This window comes from Leptospira montravelensis, from assembly GCF_004770045.1.
Lineage (GTDB): Bacteria > Spirochaetota > Leptospiria > Leptospirales > Leptospiraceae > Leptospira_A > Leptospira_A montravelensis.
In genome coordinates this window covers 37,547-55,374 of sequence record NZ_RQFO01000004.1, presented here as the reverse complement: position 1 = coordinate 55,374, position 17,828 = coordinate 37,547, and the positions used below count along the sequence as shown (strand labels likewise).

The window sequence follows — 17,828 nt, the reverse complement described above, 5'->3', positions numbered from 1 at the left end:
AATAACTAAAATCGAAACGTATTTATCGGAGGTTCTACCATTTGTGATTTTTTTAGTTTGATAAGGATCAGAACATTTTCCTTTTCTGTATCTAAACTAATGACCTTAGTAGTAATTTCTTTTGGGGGATGGATTTGATCTGGTTTTGTTTTTACAATGGCAATGGCCTTTAACCCACGTTTAGTGCTAGAAAGTTCCAAACGATCTAAATTTCCATCTTTAAAAAAATATTCGTATTCGCCATCTGGTTTAGAGAGAATGATACGAGCCTCTTTTGTGTAAAATTTAGCTTTTGGATTTTGGATTTCTCCAACATAAGTCCCAGTGAGATATTCATAAATGACTGGAAAGGGAATGGCAAATTTTTTGCCAGTATTTGGGTCTTGGATAAGGATATCACCCATTGGAAGTGTTTGGATTTCTTTTGTACTGGTTGGTTTGATTTGGATTTGGTTTGGATCGGCAATGAGCTCTGTAAAAATCATTCCAAAAAAACTATCCATCAATTGGATTTTGACCTGTTTAGATTCTTTTGAGAAATATAGTTTTCCATCCAAGTAAACATTGTCTTTTTTCGGAACAAAGGTTTGGATTTGCATACTAAAATCAGATTTAAAACTAGGAAAATCAGTTTGTTTTTCTAAAATTTCTTTGAGTAAAGTTTTGGATTCTTTTTCTTTTGCAGAAATGTATTTTTCTTTGTCTCGGCCAATAAAATTGGGATCTTCCACTTCCGCTGACTGACAAGAAATGATTAATAATGAAACACTAAGAAGGATGGTCTTTCCTTTCATTCTGAAATTTCCTTTTGCACTTTTTTAATTTTTGCTATGAGATCTTTATTGGGAACTGACTTTATTTTAGATTCTGACAATTTAAAAAACTGCAAAGCATTGACTGGATCATTTTTTGCCAAGTATACATCACCTAAATGTTCATAAATCACTGGGTCTTCAAACCCTCTTTCCAAAGCAAGGGAAGTTGCAAAATTCAAATGAAGTAAAGCACGATTATAATCCTTTTTTCTATACATAACCCAACCTAAACTATCTTGGTAAGCTGGATTATCTGGTTCCAAAGAAATGGCTTGGTTTAGAAGTTGGTTTGCTTCCTCTGGGTTCATATCTTTTTCAGCATACAGATATCCCAGGTAATTCATAGCATTGGATGCATTGGGATTTAAAGCAATTGTGGTTTTTAAGTCGGACTCCGTATCGCTAAATTGTTTTAATTTATCGAAAGCAGAGGCGCGATAAAAATAATAGTTATAATTTTTAGAATCTAGTTTGATGGCTTCTGAAAAATCTTTCACACTTTCTTTGTATTTTTCCAACTGAAAATACGCAAGACCTCTTAGATAATAATGAGTAGGCGTTGGATTTTCTTTTAATGTTTCCGATAAAACCGAAACAGAAAGAGATTCTTTTTTTAAATTTCCCTGGAGGTAGAGATAAGCCAAACGAAAACGCAAACGTAATGTTTTTTCCGTTTCCTTGGTTAATCGTAATGCTTCTTTCGTGGACATCACTGCATGATTCCACTGTCCCAACATTTCTTGGCAGGAAGAAATTTTTTCAAAAAACAATGACTTTTCTTCGTCCAAATTTTCTTTTGTGTTTATTTCTGATAGTCCCTTACGTAGAATTTTTTCTGCCGTATAATACTGCCTATACTCAAAAGCATACTGTGCCGTTTCTGCATTGAGAGTTTGGTAATCAGGATTTTTTTCTTTTTCTGCAAGTTCCAAAAGTGCAATCCTCGGAGAAAGTCTCCCTGGATTTTCTTGGATATAAGTTTTTAATTTAGTTTCCAATCCTTCATTAGAACCAGAAATTAATTGATAGAGAAAAAAGATGATTCCATCTTTCGGAATTTTTTTCTCTTTTTTCAAAGTTGCAAAATAAATAGGAGCACTGTCCCGCGAATCCATAAAATAAATTTCTGCAAGCATATGGGAAGCATCAATGTCTCTTGGATTTTTTTCGCGAATTTGTTCGAGGTACATCCGGCAATGTTTAAAATCACCTAACACAAAATAAATTTGAGCCAAACGAAATAGAACTTCCATATCATTTTTATAGGCGTTCGTGTATTCGTTATAACGTTTGATGGAAATTTTAGGGTAATCGAGTTTATAATTGAGTTCACCTAAAGCTTTTGCGGTTAGGAATTTGTATTTGGAATGTGTATCCCTTCTCTCAATGACAAAAGAAAGAGCTGTATAATACAAAATGGAATGATTCCAGTTTTTTCTTTCAAAATTGATATTACCAAGTAAGTATAAAAAGTCAGGATCATTCGGAAACAAATGGAGAGAAGATTCTAAAACCTCGGAGGCCTTAGCCAACTCTCCCTGACGGATGCGTATTCTCGTTTGTAAAAGAACTAAATCTTTGGTAACCTCAGGGGATTTACCCGTTGCCAGCTCCGACCATTCCCAAGCCTTTTCCATATTTCCCAGTTCTAGGTAATTTAAACTTTGGGTTTCCGCACTGAGGGCACTTGGTTCCTTTCCCACCTCCTTTAAGCAACTATGGTAAGAATCTAAAAAAGCAACAGAGCGCTCAAAGGAGAGTTTGGAATCCTCGTTTTTTCGCCTTTGGGCCGATTGAAATCCGTCCACCTGTTCTCGAAAGGCTCGAGACAAGAAATAATCTGCCGGAACACCCGGTTCTAACAAGGAACAGGTTTTCTGTCTTGTTTCAGGTGCCGCAAAGAGAGAAAGCGAAAGAAAACAAAAGAAAACAAAGAGTAAGGGACGGTTTGGAGTTTTAATTGCTTGAAACATCAGTAGATTCCGGCAAAGATCGGGAACAGGGACAATCCTTGAACCAAATCTTCCGAGAAAATTTAAAATACATCCTGGCTGTTCTCATCGTGTGGGCAATCACTTTCCCGTGGATTCTGAGAAACAAGGACACAATCCTTGCCAAATTCACCCTCGCCTACAATTCGTTTTTTGGTTATCCCAATCCTCGGATTGCACACCAACTCATATCTAAAGGCGATGCAGTCCTTGAGGGACGAAAAGAAGGTGGGACGGAATTCCTCCAAACCATAAACCAATTTTTCAGCTCCGAAGAGAACACGAAAGGTAGCGTTTTGCCTTTGGATTTGGCTCTGATGGAAAAGGCATGTTTGTACTTTCGCAGCAAGGAACATGTGGAGGATCATTTTTTAGAACTAACTTGGCGGGAAAAAGCAAAAGACTGGGGTTCTCCCCTCTTTCTCAAAATGGCTCCTCAAGGCGAACTCACCCTCGGACCCAATCCTAAAGATTATTGGAATTCTCATATTGAAGCTGTGTTAACAGCACTTGACTACTACAAACGCGCGTTACGTTTCTCTGGCCCAGAATTACTTGCCCCTAAAAAAATTGAATCCGTAGCTTGGGCAAGTTGTAGACCCAGTGAAATCCTACTCGGTTATAAAACCCATATGTTGGAAACAGAAAACTTTGTTCTAAAAAAACTTACTGAATTAGAAAAGGTTCCGAGTGGCCTAAGCGCCGTCCAAAAACGTAGTGTAGTTTTATCTTCCATCAAACGGAGTGACTTTTCGGAAGTTTCAGCTAACGACTATTTGGAATCCCTTCTTAGACAAATCCTACTTACAGGTATGAAAAACTTTTCTCCAAGAGAGATGGATGATATTTATGAAAGGATCCTGTATTTTGTGGGAGCCGATGAAAGGGAGTATCTAAAATTCAAATTCAGACGAGGAGAATTATTTTTCCAACTGGGTGAGGAAGAAGAAACCTACTACAAACGTGCGGCCACTGAATTTAAAGAAGCTTCGAATATACAACTTGCCTCTGAAATCGAAGATATCAATTTACCTGCACTTCTTGTTCATGAATTTGATTCTAAAATGAAAGAAGCAGAATCGTATCACAAACTAAAAGAGAACTCCAAAAGTTTAACGATTTTAGATGCCTTAAAACCAAAACTTCGGAATGTCGATGAACGAAGTGTAGGTGGAAAAAAAGATGATATTTTAAAATCGTATCATAAATTAACTAGATCCGTTCTTCGCAAACTGGGTCGCTACGAAGAAGCAGATGAAATCCCCTTTAACGAATGATATAAAATATTTTGATTACAATGCCACTCACCCTCCATTTACAGAAATTCTGGAAACATGTTTGGCAGACTATCTTTCAGGATTTTATAATCCATCCGGAATCACTCGATTTTCCTTAAAAAACCAAGGAAAAATTGAACAAACAAGAAAGTATTTTGCAAATCTTACCAATGGCCAAGAAAAACAATTTGTTTTTTCTGCAACAGGAACAGAAGCCAATTACTTACTCATCCAAAGTTTACGTGTTCTCTATCCAAACTTAGATTCCGTCATAGTTTCTCCACTGGAACATTCCAGTATGTATTCCGCTTTGGAATCCTACGGATTTAAGGCAACTCTCATCCAAACCGACCATTCGGGAATCATTGATTTGATGGATTTAGAAAATAAACTAAAGGAAAACCCAAGACCTGTGGTATGCCTTTATGCGGGAAATGAAACTGGTGTGATCCAACCTGCAGAAGAGATCTCAAAACTAACAAAAAAATACGACCAGCTATTTTATAGTGATTTAATGCAAGGTTTTTGTAAAACAGATGTACCATTTCAGTTTTTCGACGGATATACTTTTTCCGGTCACAAAATTGGAGGAGGAATGGGTGCAGCACTTACTTATCTTCCCAAACCAGATCACCGCTTTCACTTGTTTGGTGGAGGAAACCAAGAAAATAACCATAGAGCCGGTACTGAAAATATTTTTGCCATTGAATGTTTCAAACAAGTGGCTGAAATCCAATTCAGAGAATTAGAAACAAAGAATGAAAAACTGAGTGCATTTCAATCTCTCATCGAAGAAAAGTTAGAATCTTTAGGTTGCAAAATCATAGCAAAGTATTCACCAAGGCTTCCAAACACAACGTTTCTCATTCTTCCGATTCAGTCCGTAGACTTTTTTCTACTCGGGATGGAAGAAAAGGGAATTTTAGTTTCCACAGGTAGCTCCTGTAAGTCCCGAGCCAGAGAAGCCTCCAAATCACTTTTGTATATGGGATATTCTGAAGAAGAAGCATTACGATGCATTCGCATCTCTACAGGTTATTTCACAACAGAAGAGGATGTGAAAACATTACTCACAAACATGGAAGATTTAATCCACAAGTTCCAATAAACAAAACAATGAAACTTAGAATTATAGCCAAATTTTCTAGAGAAAATTTCACAGATGGAGAATGTATTTGGGAAGAGAAACAGGAGAACTTTGGTAATGTAGAAAAAACTACAAAATTCTCAGGCAAACACCTGCATGAATTCCTAATGGACTGGGCTCTTTTTGTAGAAAGAATCTTATCTCAAAACCCGACTCATAAAGAGTTCCTAGAAAAGTTGGGGAAAAAATCAGATAACCTAGAACAAATTGTATTTGGCCAAACACTACCTTTTTGGCGAAAACCAGGATTTACAGATTCGATCCATCTACTAATTGATCCTGAACTTTCCTCTGTCCCCTGGGAAATTCTACGAACTCACAAAGGTTTTTTATTCCAAGACATCGATTACCATAGAGGAATCAGAATCGAAACCATTTTAAAAGAACACAAACAAAAATCAAATACCGTTTTAATTGTTTGTAATCCAGTAAAACCGAATTTAATATCTACAGTAAAAGAAGAATGTACATCTTTATACCCGATCTTAGAGAAAAAGTTAAATTTAAGAATCTTAAAAGAAGATCACTTAACAAGAGTCAGATTAATTGAAGAGATCAGCTCTGCAAAGTATTTACATTATGCAGGGCATACCGAAAAGAATGGAATTCCCATTGGAACAAATGATTTTTTGTATTCAAAAGAAATAACCGAACTTTCTTTTTCAAATTTAGATCTTGTATTTTTCAACAGTTGCCATTCTTCTTTTGACTCCATAGAACATTCTGGACTTACAACTAGTTTTTTAAAGGCAGGTGCAAAAGAAGTAATCGGTTTTTTATTCCCAGTAGAAACCAATTTAGCAAAAGAGATTGGAATCATATTTTGGGATTCTTATTTAAAATCAAAAAATTCACATAAATCCTTAGCAAAAATTAGAAAAAATTTATACAAAGGATCCCCTAAAGAAATAATAACGGCTATTAGCTTAGTTCACTTTTCAACAAAAAAACAAACCTTCCAAATAAATAGAATTCTCGGCATAACTTTTGTTTTGTTATTTTTACTTTTTTGTATTGTTTTTTCCAGAGAGAAGAAAGAACCTATCTCGATAGAGAATTTCGAAGTTTCTGAACCTAAAATCGCGACAAAAAAAGACACAAAAGTTTTGGCCGTCAAACCTAAGGATCCACTTCTGAATCGAATCTCTAATTTAAGTAACTCCGAATTTCGTAAAATGGCATTATCTTTTCTATCAACGAAACACGAATTTCTGGATGATTTTCAAAAGAGAGAGCTTTTGAACTCTATTTTGTCCAAAGATATCTCAGAAGAAAAAATGTATTACGAATTCAAAACTAGGAGTGGATATTGAAACGATTCAAAAAATCTTTAGTTCTACTTTTGGTTTTGTCCTTCCCCATACTTGCTGAATGGTTTCCTAAATCCAAATCCTTCGATGAAGTCTGGAATTCGTTTGATTCAAACCAAAACCTAATTAGCCAGGCTTACGGAATCCAAACGAGAGATATGATTCGAACGGAAACGGCCCAAGAGGAAGAAGAGTTTTTATATTATTGGAAACTTTGTACTCATGCAGAAATCAAGGATCTAACAGAAATTCTGCGATACATTTCATTTTACGATGCCATTCTGACTGTAAAACATTGTTCCGAATTTAATAAAGAGGAGTTAATACAGTTAGAAAAACTTACCAAAAAAAAGATTTTTGATCTCATTGTACTACCTAAACTAGAAATTTTAGAATCAGAAATCACAAGTGGAGAGCTAATTCCTCTCATCACTGAACTACAAAAGGAATGGGAAAAAACAATTTATATATTCTCTAATTTGTATAAAGCACAAGAAGTCTTACTACTTGGAAAAGAGAGAGAATACACTTTAGCAATCAATCGAGTTTTGTATTCAGAAATGCCGGAATCTAGAAGAAAAACACTAATTCTACGACTTTTGCAGGATATGAAACAACAAAACAAAAGTTCCTATCAATTATTTTATTATTCAAAACAAAATCCTTGGGCTGTTTCCAGTTTAAAAGATGAAAATACTGAAGCTAAAAAATTCTTTTTATCATTAATCGAAGAATGGGAGTTAGATTCTGATTTTTATCCAGAAAACCTATCCTTATTAAAAGAATTTCATAATTGTATAGAGGAAATTCCCGTTACTAACAAAAAAATTCGTTTGTTAGGTTTTTTTGGTTTTTTTAGTGACTATGGGCGTTTTACAACAAAAGACCAAACACTCTTTTCGCAATCAAACCAAACTCGCGTTCGGTTCATTAGGCAAACTTTATTTCGTTCCCACCATTTTCAAAAAAGACTAGAAAATGTCCTGACTTCTTGTAAAAATTCCGTCCAATCCCTAAACGATCTATGAGCGAAGACATTCGGAAGTTAATCGATAACTGCCTCCTTGGAAACCGTGCCGCTTGGCAAGAGTTGATCCATAAGTTTCATAGACTCATCATTGGAACTTGTGCACACTATGTTCCCAGAGAAGAAGTGACCGATACTTCACAGCAAGTTTATTTAAAACTCACAGAAAACGACTACCACCTGCTCAGAAAATTCAAAGGAGATAGTCTTCCTGCTTTTATTATCTATTTAAGTGAAATTTCTAAAAATATAAGTATGTCTCAGACAAGATCCATTCGTCGGTATGAGTATCGTGAAGGAATTTCTTTGGATTTGAGTATTGATATTTTAGATGATAGGCAAACCCAAGAAGATGTCTTTTTTGCCTGGGAAGAAAAACGAGAGTTTTACGATCTCATTGAAAGTTTAGATGAAGTTCACAAAGAAATTCTCGTACTACGTTTAAAAGGCTATAAATTCAAAGAAATTGCGGAAATCCTCGAGGTTCCCCTAGGAACAGTCCTCGCCCGGGCCAATCGAGCAAAAGAAAAGATAAAAAAAATCCTTACAAAGGAAATAAAGCCTTAGCGGGGGGTAATAAATACTATGGAACCAAAAGATCCAAATGAATTTATGAACCGACTCAAATTAAAAGAAGCTCTATACCTCATGTCCCAAGGGGAAGAGGCGGACTCACCAACGGTCGACCGGATCTTAAAAACCGTTCTCCCGGATCTAAGCCCAACCGTCCAAATTTGTCTACAATTCATAAATGACAAACTCAAGTTCATTTCCAGCGAGCTTTTGGAGAGGAGCCTACTGTCTCCGGAACTTGCCTTCCGAGGCGATGGAAACGCAAGCGGAGGTGCCTTTCGAGTGCACAGGCAGGTGGGGGGGCGGGATTTGGATTTTGTCTTCCAACCTAGTGCCGAAAAGAATCAAGTATTCCTTTCGGTCGAGGCTTCCAATTGCGACCGGCTTTCTGCCAAGTTGTTTTTAGATGGAGCTCCCGTGGAAACCCTACCCAAGCTGGGATCCCAGTCCATGTTTGATTCTCCGATTACTCTAGATTCGAGCCCCGAACTTGCGATCTTTGAATCCGGCAAAGAAATTGGCCGTTATCATTTTATGTTACAATCGTAATTTTTTTGATTCGTATGCAATAAAAAGGAAGTGTGAGGTCATTAATTAACTGAGAAATGTTCCTACTTTTAGGAACCTACTTTCTTTTCCAAACTAGTTCACTTCAAAATCCCGGCGAAAGTCGGGATTTTTTTTAAGCGTTCACTCGGAAATAAATGACATCCCCGTCTTGGACAATGTATTCTTTTCCTTCCACGCGGAGTTTGCCCTCGTCTTTGACCTTGCCAGCATCCCCTGTTCTGTCGATATCTTCATACCGCATCACTTCTGCGCGGATATAACCTTTTTCAAAATCAGAATGGATGACACTTGCTGCCACAGGCCCTGTACTTCCTTGGTGGGTGGTCCAAGCTCGAACTTCCTCCACACCTGCTGTAAAAAAAGTAATTAATCCAAGAAGTTTGTAAGAGGCACGAATCATTCGAGACAAACCCGATTCTTTTTCACCAATCTCTTCTAAAAAAGCAATTTGGTCTTCTTTTTCTAAACCAGAAATTTCTTCCTCAAAACGACCACATAAAACAACCACAGGTGCTCCGTCTTTGGAAGCAAAATCAACTATGGTTTTCACGAGAGGATTTTCATTCGTTTTTACATCAGAATCTAAAATATTCGCAACATATAATACTGGTTTTATGGTGATGAGGTTGAATTTTTTAGCAATTTTAATATCTTCATCACCCAGTTCTACAGTGGAGGCACGGTTTCCTTTTTTTAAGGCATCTAAAATTTTATCCATCACCGATAGAATTTCTGCGGCTTCTTTGTTACCGGTTTTGGCAGTTTTTGCAACACGTTGTTGTTGTTTCTCTAAACTGTCCAAATCGGCAAGGATCAATTCATAATTGATCACTGTGATATCTTCGATGGGATCTACTTTCCCATGAACATGCGTTATATTTTCATCTTGGAAAGCACGAACTACGTGGCAAATTGCATCCACTTCACGGATATGAGATAAAAACTGATTTCCAAGTCCTTCCCCTTGGCTTGCCCCTTTTACAAGGCCCGCAATGTCCACAAACTCAATCATTGTGGGAACGGTTCGTTTTGGTTTATAAACTTCGGCCAAACGGTTTAGCCTTTCATCAGGAACTTCGACCACACCGGTATTGGGTTCAATCGTACAGAACGGATAGTTGGCAGCTTGCGCTCCTGCCTTCGTGAGAGCATTAAAAATAGTCGACTTACCGACGTTCGGGAGACCTACAATTCCACAATTCAAAGCCATAGGGATAGGATTTTTACCAGAGACCGTAAGACAAGGAAAATTGCTTTCTTAGTTTTGAAATCCGGTCTCGATATATACGGAAGTTAAATAGAAAATAGAGGTAAGAATGACAACTAAATATATGACCGCATAAATTTTTCCAATTTTTTTCCAAGGATAACGATCATACAAATGTAGGTGGGTTGAAATATAATCGGGATTGGGTTCTTGTGGTAACAAATCCTCTCGTCCTGCTTTTCTCCAAACCAATTGCCTTTCCTCGGTGTTCAATTGAAAGAAAGGAGACAACTCTCCTTCTGTAAAAACTGTCAAAAGGATACTTGGAATTTCGTAGTATTTAAAAATGATAATGCCAGAAAAACTAGTGAGAATGGCTAAATAATTGATAACTACAATGAGAGGGCTTGCCGTATAACTAGAGCTAAACAATAAGTATAAATAAATGATAAGAAAAACTATTGATACATACTTTGCGATCTGAGAAAAGATTCTGTAAACTTTTTGTTCTTTGATAAAGCTGTGAAATACTTTGTTTTTCATTCTATTTAGTTTAGAGGGAAAGTTTTTTTCCTACACGATTGGAAAATTCCAACGGGATTTCCGTTTCCACCCACTGTTTTTTTCCCTGTAAGTCGGTAAAGCACAATCGAAAGGAATGTAGATACATCCTGGTTTCCATCCTTTCTGTTTGGAAATCTGAATAAACTGGATCCCCAAGAACAGGAAAACCAAGTTCGCGAAGCATAACGCGAATTTGGTGCCGTCTTCCTGTTAGAATTTTTGCCATTCCAAAAGTCAATCCTGCTTCTGGAAAATGATTTAAGATTCGAAACTCGGTTATGGCTTTTTTTCCACCACTCCGGACAATTTGTACTTTTTGATTTCCATCCCGAATAAAACATTCGAATCTTTTTTCCTTCCAATCGGGAATCCCGTGGCATAAAAAAATATATTCCTTTTCTGCATCTTTTAATAGTGAATCAATTTCTTTATTTTTACTTTGGATTTTTCCAAGAAGAACAATCCCACTGGTTCCCAAATCCAAACGGTTTACAGTACGTAAGTCTTTTAAATGTAAGTAACTTGCCAGTAACCTAGTAAAGTCTTTCCGATTTGGATCTTTGGTTTCGTGAACAGGAAGTCCTTCTGGTTTTTCAGCGATTAAAAATTCCTCACATTCAAAAAGAATCTTGGTGGTAAACCCACCTTTTAGTCGGATTTGTCTAAGTGGAGACTTCAATCCAAAGACCACTGAGACTACGAATGTTGATCACACCCGATCGAAAAAGGAGATACTGCCCTTTGATTCCTACAAGAGTATCGGAGATAGGAGTTTCTTTTGTGAGTTTGAGCGATTTGATTTTCTCTGGATAAGTTTCAATCGGATAATCAATTTCTGTCACACCACCACTCAGATCTAATCTTTTCCATACTAGTTTTGTTTTACTATCGATAGGGGAAAAAAAATCATTTTTTTCTAAATGATTTAAGAATTTATTTGCCTCACGCACCAAATCTATGTCAGGTGGATCACCCGCCACCATCTTTTGCCAAGTAGTTTTATCGGGCAAATACTGACTTAAATAATGTTCTAAAATTCCTGCATCTCTTCTTGACTCCACTTCCAAAATGGGAAGCCCATAGGTTGCCCCTTGGTCCACCCAACGATTGGAAACAGGATTTTCTTTTGTGATCCCCACTTTTAATCCACTGGAGTTTGCAAAATAAACTGTATGTTTTTTAAAACAATTGGTTTTTCCCCATTCTGGTTCCCGACAAGTTCCTTTATGAAAATGGCAGGTTTCTGGTCTTAAAATACAAAGATCGTTTTCCGCCAAAGTAGTAAAACAAGTGAAACAATAACCTTGACTAAAGGATTTTTTTGTTTTTTTCCCGCAGTGCAAACAACGAATGATATCATTCGTCGATAACGTAATTTTTTTTCCAATCCAAACGTCCACTGAGCTTGTCGAAGTGGACTTTATAGCAGTTAGATCTTTTTTGTCCACCTCATTGTAGTTTGCTGTTTCCCAAAAATAAGAAACAGGCGAAATACCTTTGTGTGACATTTTTCTTACATAACCTTGGATGGTAGGCATAGACTAAAATGAATACTCTTTTACTTCTAATGGAAAATACTCTCTATTGACATTTACAAAAAGCAAACCGGTAAGGCTAGGTTCCGACTGGTTCCAATCCCATTTAAAAATAACGAGAGTTTGCCGGTATAAGTAATGAGAAATTTGGCCTTTGGGACCATAAAATAGTTTTAGTTGATCTTCTCCCTCACCAAGAAATACCACCTTTCCATTAAGGTTAGGTGATTTTTGTTTGATAAGTTTGATGATAATCTTTCCACCAGGGAATACATCCTCCGGATCCGATCCTTCTGTTGCCTCTCCTTCGTTTACAGTGGAATGAGAAGCCACCTCCAGGGTTGTCCCTTCGTAATCTAGATAGTTACAAGGAAAGTCACCTGGCATACTCGGAAAATTTTCCGAACAAGGAGTATAGGCAGATTGTTTTTCTTCCCCCTCTCCGTAGGAAACAAGAAGTGTCGAACGAATGGTAGCAAAGGCCACAGATTTCAATACTTTTGCAGTTTTATTTTTGGAGACGGTTTTCGGTTCTTTCTCAGAAGCCAAAACTGATAATGCAATTAAAAAAGTTAAAAATGTTAATAGAATCTTTTTCATCATAACCTCAGTACAATAAATAGGGAGCGATTTTTTTACGTTCCGATTCTTCTTCTGTTAAATAAGTTTTATGAAAGTCGGCAAAACTTTTTCCTTCATTAATGGAAGTTCGAAAATGTTCATTTCCCCAAAGTTGGTCTACCCAATGGTTTGCAGAACCTTTACTCCATTTAAATTCACTGGGATAGGTTTCTTTCATAAGCCGAATCAAATCATAAGCCAATTGGATGGGGTCGTAATCTGGACGAACTAAATTCATACGAAGCCCTGAACAAATTTTGCCTTTATGAGGACCAAAGGTTGGTTTAAAATACACCGGCGAAAAATAATAAGATTTGTTTCCTAATTTTTCTAGTTTGGATGCCAGTTCTTCTGGATTTGTCATCCAAGGTGCACCAAAATAAACAAAGGGAGCTTGGGTGCCTCGGCCCACAGACACATTCACACCTTCAAGTAAAACCAAAGAAAGATAATTTCTAGCTGAGTCCACCATAGGTAGGTTTGGTGAGGGAGTGGTCCAAGGAATTCCTGTATCTTCAAAATACATTCCTCTGCGGTAACCTTCTACAGGTACCACCATTACATCCACACTGTCTTTTAAATATTCTTTGTTATAGAACCTGGAGGCTTCACCAACGGTCATCCCAGTGATGAGAAGCGAGGGAAACTCACCTGCAAAATTTAAATTCCTTGGATTCATTTTTTCACCCATAGGCGGAAGGTGCATGGCCACATGAATATGATCCAGGACGATGAGTTTGGTTTTTGTATTCTTCATGGCATCCATGAGTCTTTTTAAAACACTGAGATACGTATAACAACGCATCCCCACATCTTGTACATCAAAAACAATATAATCTACCTCACGGACTAGGTCTCGTAATTCAGAATCTTTGATTCGGTAGATATGATACAGTGGACGATTGAAAGTAGAATCCATAGTAACAGGTGTTTGACTAAACTCTTCTTCTAAACCGAGAAAACCATGTTCGAGTCCAATCAAATGTTCCAGAGTGATTTTATATTTTTCTAAAGAGGTAATGATCTTTTTGGGGTTTGTTCCAATTCCCGATGGGTTTGTCGCAAGCATCAATTTTTTTCCGGCCATGGTCGGAAGGATTTTTTCATAAAAAATGTCCTGAGAAATTCGCAACTTGGAATCATTCGGATGAACGCGAAATTGGGGAACTGTGTTCCCGTGGCATGCGAGTACAAGAAAGCAGAGAGAAAACCTAAAAAAGTAATTGGTCATGTAAGTATATGTTTCTATAATATAGCAAATCTTCAAGGAGAAATGTCCTTCATGTTCAACCGACTTCGTTTGGCTCCCTTAACCGGAGTTCTCATCCTTACCATTTTGGCATGTGCCGGATCCAATTCAGCCCAGAAACAACCTACGCTGCCAGACAATGTGGTGACAGCTATGGGAGAGGCACCTATCTACCAAGGAGACTTGGCTCTCGCAAGAAACAAAGCTTTGAAAGATGCAAAACTCAATGCCATCCGTAAACTCGTGGGAGAACAAATCACAGAAAAATCGGGTGTTTCCGATGGCCAGTCTCTAGGCTCCAAACTCTACGGGAAAACAGATAGTTTCGTAAAGAAATACGATATCATCAGTGAAGAACAATGGAAATTGGACACCCAAGACATGATCCGTTTGAATGTTCGCTGTGAAGTGGAAGCAACCAAACTTTCCACAGCAGTAGATGCCCTCCTGGATGATGTAGGAAATCCAAGAATAGCAGTGTTAGTCCAAACAGTCGTCAACGGAAAATCCTATCCGATTGGATCGGCAACCAATATCGCAGAAGCAGAACTCATCGAAAAACTCAGAGCCAAAGGAAACAAGGTTGTGGATAGTTCCCAACTCACAGCTCTACTCAAAAAAAATCCAAGCCTTGCCAAACTTGACCTCACGTCTGTGGAAGAAGGAAGTCCTTTACTCACACTCGCACAAGATTCTGGGGCAGAAGTATTGATCATTGCTAAAGTCACAACAACAGACCAAAAACCAGTGGTTTTACCTGGTGGGAAAAAAACAGATTTTTTAAGTTCGGCGGCCACTGGTCCTTACCGCATCATCCAACTTTGGGGTGATGGAAAAATTTTTGGCTCGGGAAGTTTAGAAGGACGCGGGGCAGATATCACCCAAGAAGTTTCTAGAGAACAAGCCGTCAAAGATTGGGCAAACCTTGTGTCCGTCAAAGTGGGAAAACAAATCAAAGATGAATGGTTCAAACTCACAGAACAAAACACAGTGATCTTAAAATTCAAAGGCCTTGGTTTGGAAGATGCTATCAATTTCAAAAACGATTTGTTGGAATACACTTCAGTCAAACAAATCAATGATCGTAAAACAGAAATGAATGGATCGGAATGGGAACTGACTTATCCTGGAAAAGAATCTATGTTTGCTGAAGAGCTGATGTATAAAAAAGATTCTAGTTTCCGTTTTCTAAGTAGTAAAACCTTAAACATCAATAGTTCCAAACGCGGTGTTGTAGAAATCGATTTTAAAAACAAATAAACTATCGTTTATTCATTGTTTGGTCCTACGGAGAGAAATAATAAAATCTCTGTAGGATCTAACGGTTTAGAAAAATAACGAGCAACCTTTTTTTCTCCAATGGCTCTTTCGATTTCCGTTGTAAGATCATACCCAGTTAAGATACAATAGGTAATATTGGGACTAATTTTTTGTTTGTGATTTTGTCCTTTCATATTGGCATCGGAAGTTTAATCCGAAAGGTAGTTCCCTTTCCCCATTCGGATTCCATTTCAATGGAACCATTGTGGTCTTGAATGATCTTATAAGCAATAGGTAATCCAAGCCCCACACCTTTCCCTGGGTCTTTGGTTGTGAAAAAAGGATTTCTGATTTGGTTTTGGTGTTCTTTTTGAATTCCGACACCTGTATCTGTAATCTCTATGGTTCCGTAGTGAGAGTCTCTATAAGATTTTAAGACTAAAATCCCATCTTTACCTTCCATCGCTTGGATGGCATTGGTGAGGATGTTTAAAAACACCTGATGGATTTTTCCTGAATTCCCTTTAATCACTAAAGGTTTTTCATACATATTTTTTTCCACCTGAATTCGATCACGAAGAGAATGGTTGAGAACCACTAAACAATTCTCTAAAATCTCATGTAAATCAAACCCCTCTTCTTTGGAATCCCCACTGCGAGAAAATTGATTTAAACCTTTTACAATTTTGGATGTGCGTTCCACCCCTTCTTTGATTGCCTCTAAAAACATTTTCGTTTTTTCCGATTCCAAAACTGAACCTTCCAAAATTCCACGAACTCCAAAATATCCACCTAATATAAAGTTTAAAGGGTTATTGATTTCATGGGCGATCCCGGAAGAAAGTAATCCTAAGCTTGCCATTTTTTCGGATTCAATGAGTTGGTTTTGTCTTTCCCTTAGTTCATCTAATGTCCGTTTTAGTTCACTGGTTCTCATTTCCACAAGGGTTTCCAATTCATGGTTGTTTTTTTCCAACCTAGCTTCATATTCTGATCTTTCTAATTCAGCGGCGATCCTTCCGGAAAAAATTTGAAATAAGGTTAGGATTTTGTCTTTGTTTGGAATTTCCTTTTCGAATAATCCTACAATAAGGCCTACCACCTCTTTTTTAGAATTGAGTAAAGGCGTACCAATGTATCCTTCGATTTTCATTTCAATCAGAAGTTGGTCTAGGGGAAAAAACTTTTGCACATCATTTGGATAATAACAAATAGAATTATCAAAAACATATGCACAAGGTGTATCTTTTAAAGAATAAGCCATGTTTTCCGCAATTACCCCTTTTGCTACGAGGGAGATCGTTTTGGACTCGTATTTTTCTTTATCAAAAATGGCGATAAAAGTATAATCAGCTTGAATGGTCGATGCTAATTTCAGCGTGATTCTATCTAAAAATTCGTTTCCATAGGTATTAGAAACGGCTTCAATGATTTCGGAAAGAAGCTCACCTTGAATCATAAATTTATTTCTAGTAGTCCATAATTAATTCTTTGGTCAATCGAAATCAAGGTTCCGGTTGGTCCGTTACGAGTGGAAGTATAGTTTTTTTCACATCGAGAAGTGGTCCTAATTCGTAAATCGATTCATACCCGTAAGCTTTGAGTGAGTTGTATGTAGATAAATTGAGAGAAGCGGCAGGACTTTTGGCAGCAAAGGCTTCCTGGTTTCCTTCAAAATTATTGTTACAGTAAATTAGGATTTTTGTATTTTTCAGAGGAATGATCTCTGCTAATGATTCTTTAGTGAATTCAGTGAAAGGAAGATTTTTTGCTCCTTTTATATGCAAAATATGGAAACGATTTTCGCTTCTTGCATCAAGTAATATAACACCTTCTTCGTTCATCAAATTCAAAAATTGTTCTTCTGTTAGGCGATGAGTTTCTCTTTCCCCTTCGGAACGATTGACGATCCTTTTGAATTCTCCGTAATTAATGAGTTTGTTTTCAATCGGGACCTGTTTTATTTTTTTCTTTTTGGAAGTTCCGGAAAACAGAGGAATTGCAAAAATGATAAATAAAAGAATTATGTTTTTTTTCATAAAAATCCTCCATAAGAAAACAAAAATTGTATGGGAACGTTCCAAGAACTCAAACCTTTTTTCGACTTGCCAAGGGAATTAAAGAGATTGTGATGCATGAATGAGCGTACTTAGAGCAATTCTCAAAACAAACAAAGGCGAAATTCGCATTGATTTGTATCCTGACAAAACACCCAATACTGTAGCCAATTTCGTAAACCTAGCACAAAGGAATTTTTACAATGGACTCAAATTCCATAGGGTCATTGAAGACTTTATGATCCAAGGTGGATGCCCACAAGGAACAGGAACCGGTGGACCAGGTTATAAATTCCGAGATGAGTTTGATTCTAGTTTAAAACATAACAAACCAGGAATTCTTTCTATGGCCAACGCAGGACCTGGAACCAATGGGAGTCAGTTTTTTATTACACACGTCCCCACTCCTTGGCTTGATGGAAAACATTCTGTATTTGGTGCTGTTGTCGATGAAGCTGACCAACAAGTAGTGAATGCGATCCGACAAGGTGATGTCATCGAAACAATCACGATCGAAGGTGACCCGTCTTCCGTGTTAGCAGTGGCAAAACCCTTTTTGGATGAGTGGAACCAAATTCTAGATTCTAAAAAATAAGAATTGATTCTTCCCTTTGCCTTCATAAGT

The 17,828-nt window shown here is 37.3% G+C and carries 19 protein-coding genes; 8 read left to right on the top strand and 11 right to left on the bottom strand.

What is annotated here, in order from left to right; translation table 11 throughout:
• Nucleotides 1-5: 5 nt before the first annotated feature.
• Nucleotides 6-794, bottom strand: coding sequence for a hypothetical protein (locus EHQ31_RS01085; RefSeq protein WP_135568759.1), 789 nt, complete (start codon nucleotides 792-794; stop codon nucleotides 6-8).
• A complete protein-coding gene (locus EHQ31_RS01080; RefSeq protein ID WP_135568757.1) occupies nucleotides 791-2,788 on the bottom strand; it encodes a tetratricopeptide repeat protein in 1,998 nt (665 codons plus the stop codon). The genes EHQ31_RS01085 and EHQ31_RS01080 overlap by 4 nt, the downstream gene beginning before the upstream one ends.
• 38 nt (nucleotides 2,789-2,826) lie before the next feature.
• Between EHQ31_RS01080 and EHQ31_RS01075 the strand changes: the two genes are divergently transcribed.
• From EHQ31_RS01075 to EHQ31_RS01050, 6 genes are all read left to right on the top strand, one after another.
• Nucleotides 2,827-4,083, top strand: coding sequence for a hypothetical protein (locus EHQ31_RS01075; protein ID WP_135570905.1), 1,257 nt, complete (start codon nucleotides 2,827-2,829; stop codon nucleotides 4,081-4,083).
• Nucleotides 4,061-5,191 carry a cysteine desulfurase family protein gene (locus EHQ31_RS01070; RefSeq protein ID WP_135568755.1) on the top strand — a complete coding sequence of 377 codons (1,131 nt, stop codon included), beginning with the start codon at nucleotides 4,061-4,063 and terminating at the stop codon, nucleotides 5,189-5,191. The genes EHQ31_RS01075 and EHQ31_RS01070 overlap by 23 nt, the downstream gene beginning before the upstream one ends.
• A gap of 8 nt (nucleotides 5,192-5,199) precedes the next feature.
• Nucleotides 5,200-6,543 (top strand): CHAT domain-containing protein, encoded by a 1,344-nt coding sequence (locus tag EHQ31_RS01065; RefSeq protein ID WP_135568752.1) that lies wholly within the window; start codon nucleotides 5,200-5,202, stop codon nucleotides 6,541-6,543.
• Between the two features lie 155 nt (nucleotides 6,544-6,698).
• On the top strand, nucleotides 6,699-7,568 hold the full coding sequence (locus tag EHQ31_RS01060; protein WP_135570904.1) for a hypothetical protein: 870 nt from the start codon (nucleotides 6,699-6,701) through the stop codon (nucleotides 7,566-7,568).
• Nucleotides 7,565-8,134 carry an RNA polymerase sigma factor gene (locus tag EHQ31_RS01055; RefSeq protein WP_135568749.1) on the top strand — a complete coding sequence of 190 codons (570 nt, stop codon included), beginning with the start codon at nucleotides 7,565-7,567 and terminating at the stop codon, nucleotides 8,132-8,134. The genes EHQ31_RS01060 and EHQ31_RS01055 overlap by 4 nt, the downstream gene beginning before the upstream one ends.
• Nucleotides 8,135-8,152: 18 nt before the next feature.
• A complete protein-coding gene (locus EHQ31_RS01050; RefSeq protein ID WP_135568746.1) occupies nucleotides 8,153-8,689 on the top strand; it encodes a hypothetical protein in 537 nt (178 codons plus the stop codon).
• A gap of 133 nt (nucleotides 8,690-8,822) precedes the next feature.
• Here EHQ31_RS01050 and ychF read toward each other — a convergent pair whose 3' ends face one another.
• From ychF to EHQ31_RS01020, 6 genes are read right to left on the bottom strand one after another with little or no spacing between them, the layout of a single operon-like run.
• On the bottom strand, nucleotides 8,823-9,920 hold the full coding sequence (ychF, locus tag EHQ31_RS01045; protein ID WP_135568742.1) for a redox-regulated ATPase YchF: 1,098 nt from the start codon (nucleotides 9,918-9,920) through the stop codon (nucleotides 8,823-8,825).
• A gap of 48 nt (nucleotides 9,921-9,968) precedes the next feature.
• Nucleotides 9,969-10,460, bottom strand: a complete 492-nt coding sequence (locus EHQ31_RS01040; protein ID WP_135568740.1) for a hypothetical protein — start codon at nucleotides 10,458-10,460, stop codon at nucleotides 9,969-9,971.
• 10 nt (nucleotides 10,461-10,470) lie between these two features.
• Nucleotides 10,471-11,160: an RluA family pseudouridine synthase gene (locus EHQ31_RS01035; RefSeq protein ID WP_135568738.1), complete on the bottom strand. Its 690-nt coding sequence runs from the start codon at nucleotides 11,158-11,160 to the stop codon at nucleotides 10,471-10,473.
• Nucleotides 11,144-12,019 carry a DUF2797 domain-containing protein gene (locus EHQ31_RS01030; RefSeq protein ID WP_135568736.1) on the bottom strand — a complete coding sequence of 292 codons (876 nt, stop codon included), beginning with the start codon at nucleotides 12,017-12,019 and terminating at the stop codon, nucleotides 11,144-11,146. Before EHQ31_RS01030 ends, EHQ31_RS01035 begins: the two co-directional genes overlap by 17 nt.
• A gap of 3 nt (nucleotides 12,020-12,022) precedes the next feature.
• A complete protein-coding gene (locus EHQ31_RS01025) occupies nucleotides 12,023-12,616 on the bottom strand; it encodes an LIC_11883 family protein (protein ID WP_135568733.1) in 594 nt (197 codons plus the stop codon).
• Between the two features lie 7 nt (nucleotides 12,617-12,623).
• Nucleotides 12,624-13,868 (bottom strand): exo-beta-N-acetylmuramidase NamZ family protein, encoded by a 1,245-nt coding sequence (locus EHQ31_RS01020; RefSeq protein WP_135568731.1) that lies wholly within the window; start codon nucleotides 13,866-13,868, stop codon nucleotides 12,624-12,626.
• Between the two features lie 51 nt (nucleotides 13,869-13,919).
• On the opposite strand from EHQ31_RS01020, the gene EHQ31_RS01015 reads away from it, so the two are divergent.
• Nucleotides 13,920-15,146 carry a lipoprotein LipL46 gene (locus EHQ31_RS01015; protein WP_135568728.1) on the top strand — a complete coding sequence of 409 codons (1,227 nt, stop codon included), beginning with the start codon at nucleotides 13,920-13,922 and terminating at the stop codon, nucleotides 15,144-15,146.
• 8 nt (nucleotides 15,147-15,154) lie between these two features.
• Here EHQ31_RS01015 and EHQ31_RS01010 read toward each other — a convergent pair whose 3' ends face one another.
• From EHQ31_RS01010 to EHQ31_RS01000, 3 genes are read right to left on the bottom strand one after another with little or no spacing between them, the layout of a single operon-like run.
• A complete protein-coding gene (locus EHQ31_RS01010) occupies nucleotides 15,155-15,340 on the bottom strand; it encodes a response regulator (RefSeq protein WP_244247228.1) in 186 nt (61 codons plus the stop codon).
• Nucleotides 15,337-16,605: a GAF domain-containing sensor histidine kinase gene (locus EHQ31_RS01005; RefSeq protein WP_135568725.1), complete on the bottom strand. Its 1,269-nt coding sequence runs from the start codon at nucleotides 16,603-16,605 to the stop codon at nucleotides 15,337-15,339. The genes EHQ31_RS01010 and EHQ31_RS01005 overlap by 4 nt, the downstream gene beginning before the upstream one ends.
• A gap of 46 nt (nucleotides 16,606-16,651) precedes the next feature.
• Nucleotides 16,652-17,185 carry a rhodanese-like domain-containing protein gene (locus EHQ31_RS01000; RefSeq protein ID WP_135568722.1) on the bottom strand — a complete coding sequence of 178 codons (534 nt, stop codon included), beginning with the start codon at nucleotides 17,183-17,185 and terminating at the stop codon, nucleotides 16,652-16,654.
• Between the two features lie 100 nt (nucleotides 17,186-17,285).
• Here EHQ31_RS01000 and EHQ31_RS00995 point away from each other — a divergent pair, with 100 nt between their 5' ends.
• On the top strand, nucleotides 17,286-17,798 hold the full coding sequence (locus EHQ31_RS00995) for a peptidylprolyl isomerase (protein WP_135568720.1): 513 nt from the start codon (nucleotides 17,286-17,288) through the stop codon (nucleotides 17,796-17,798).
• The last annotated feature ends 30 nt before the right edge of the window (nucleotides 17,799-17,828 follow it).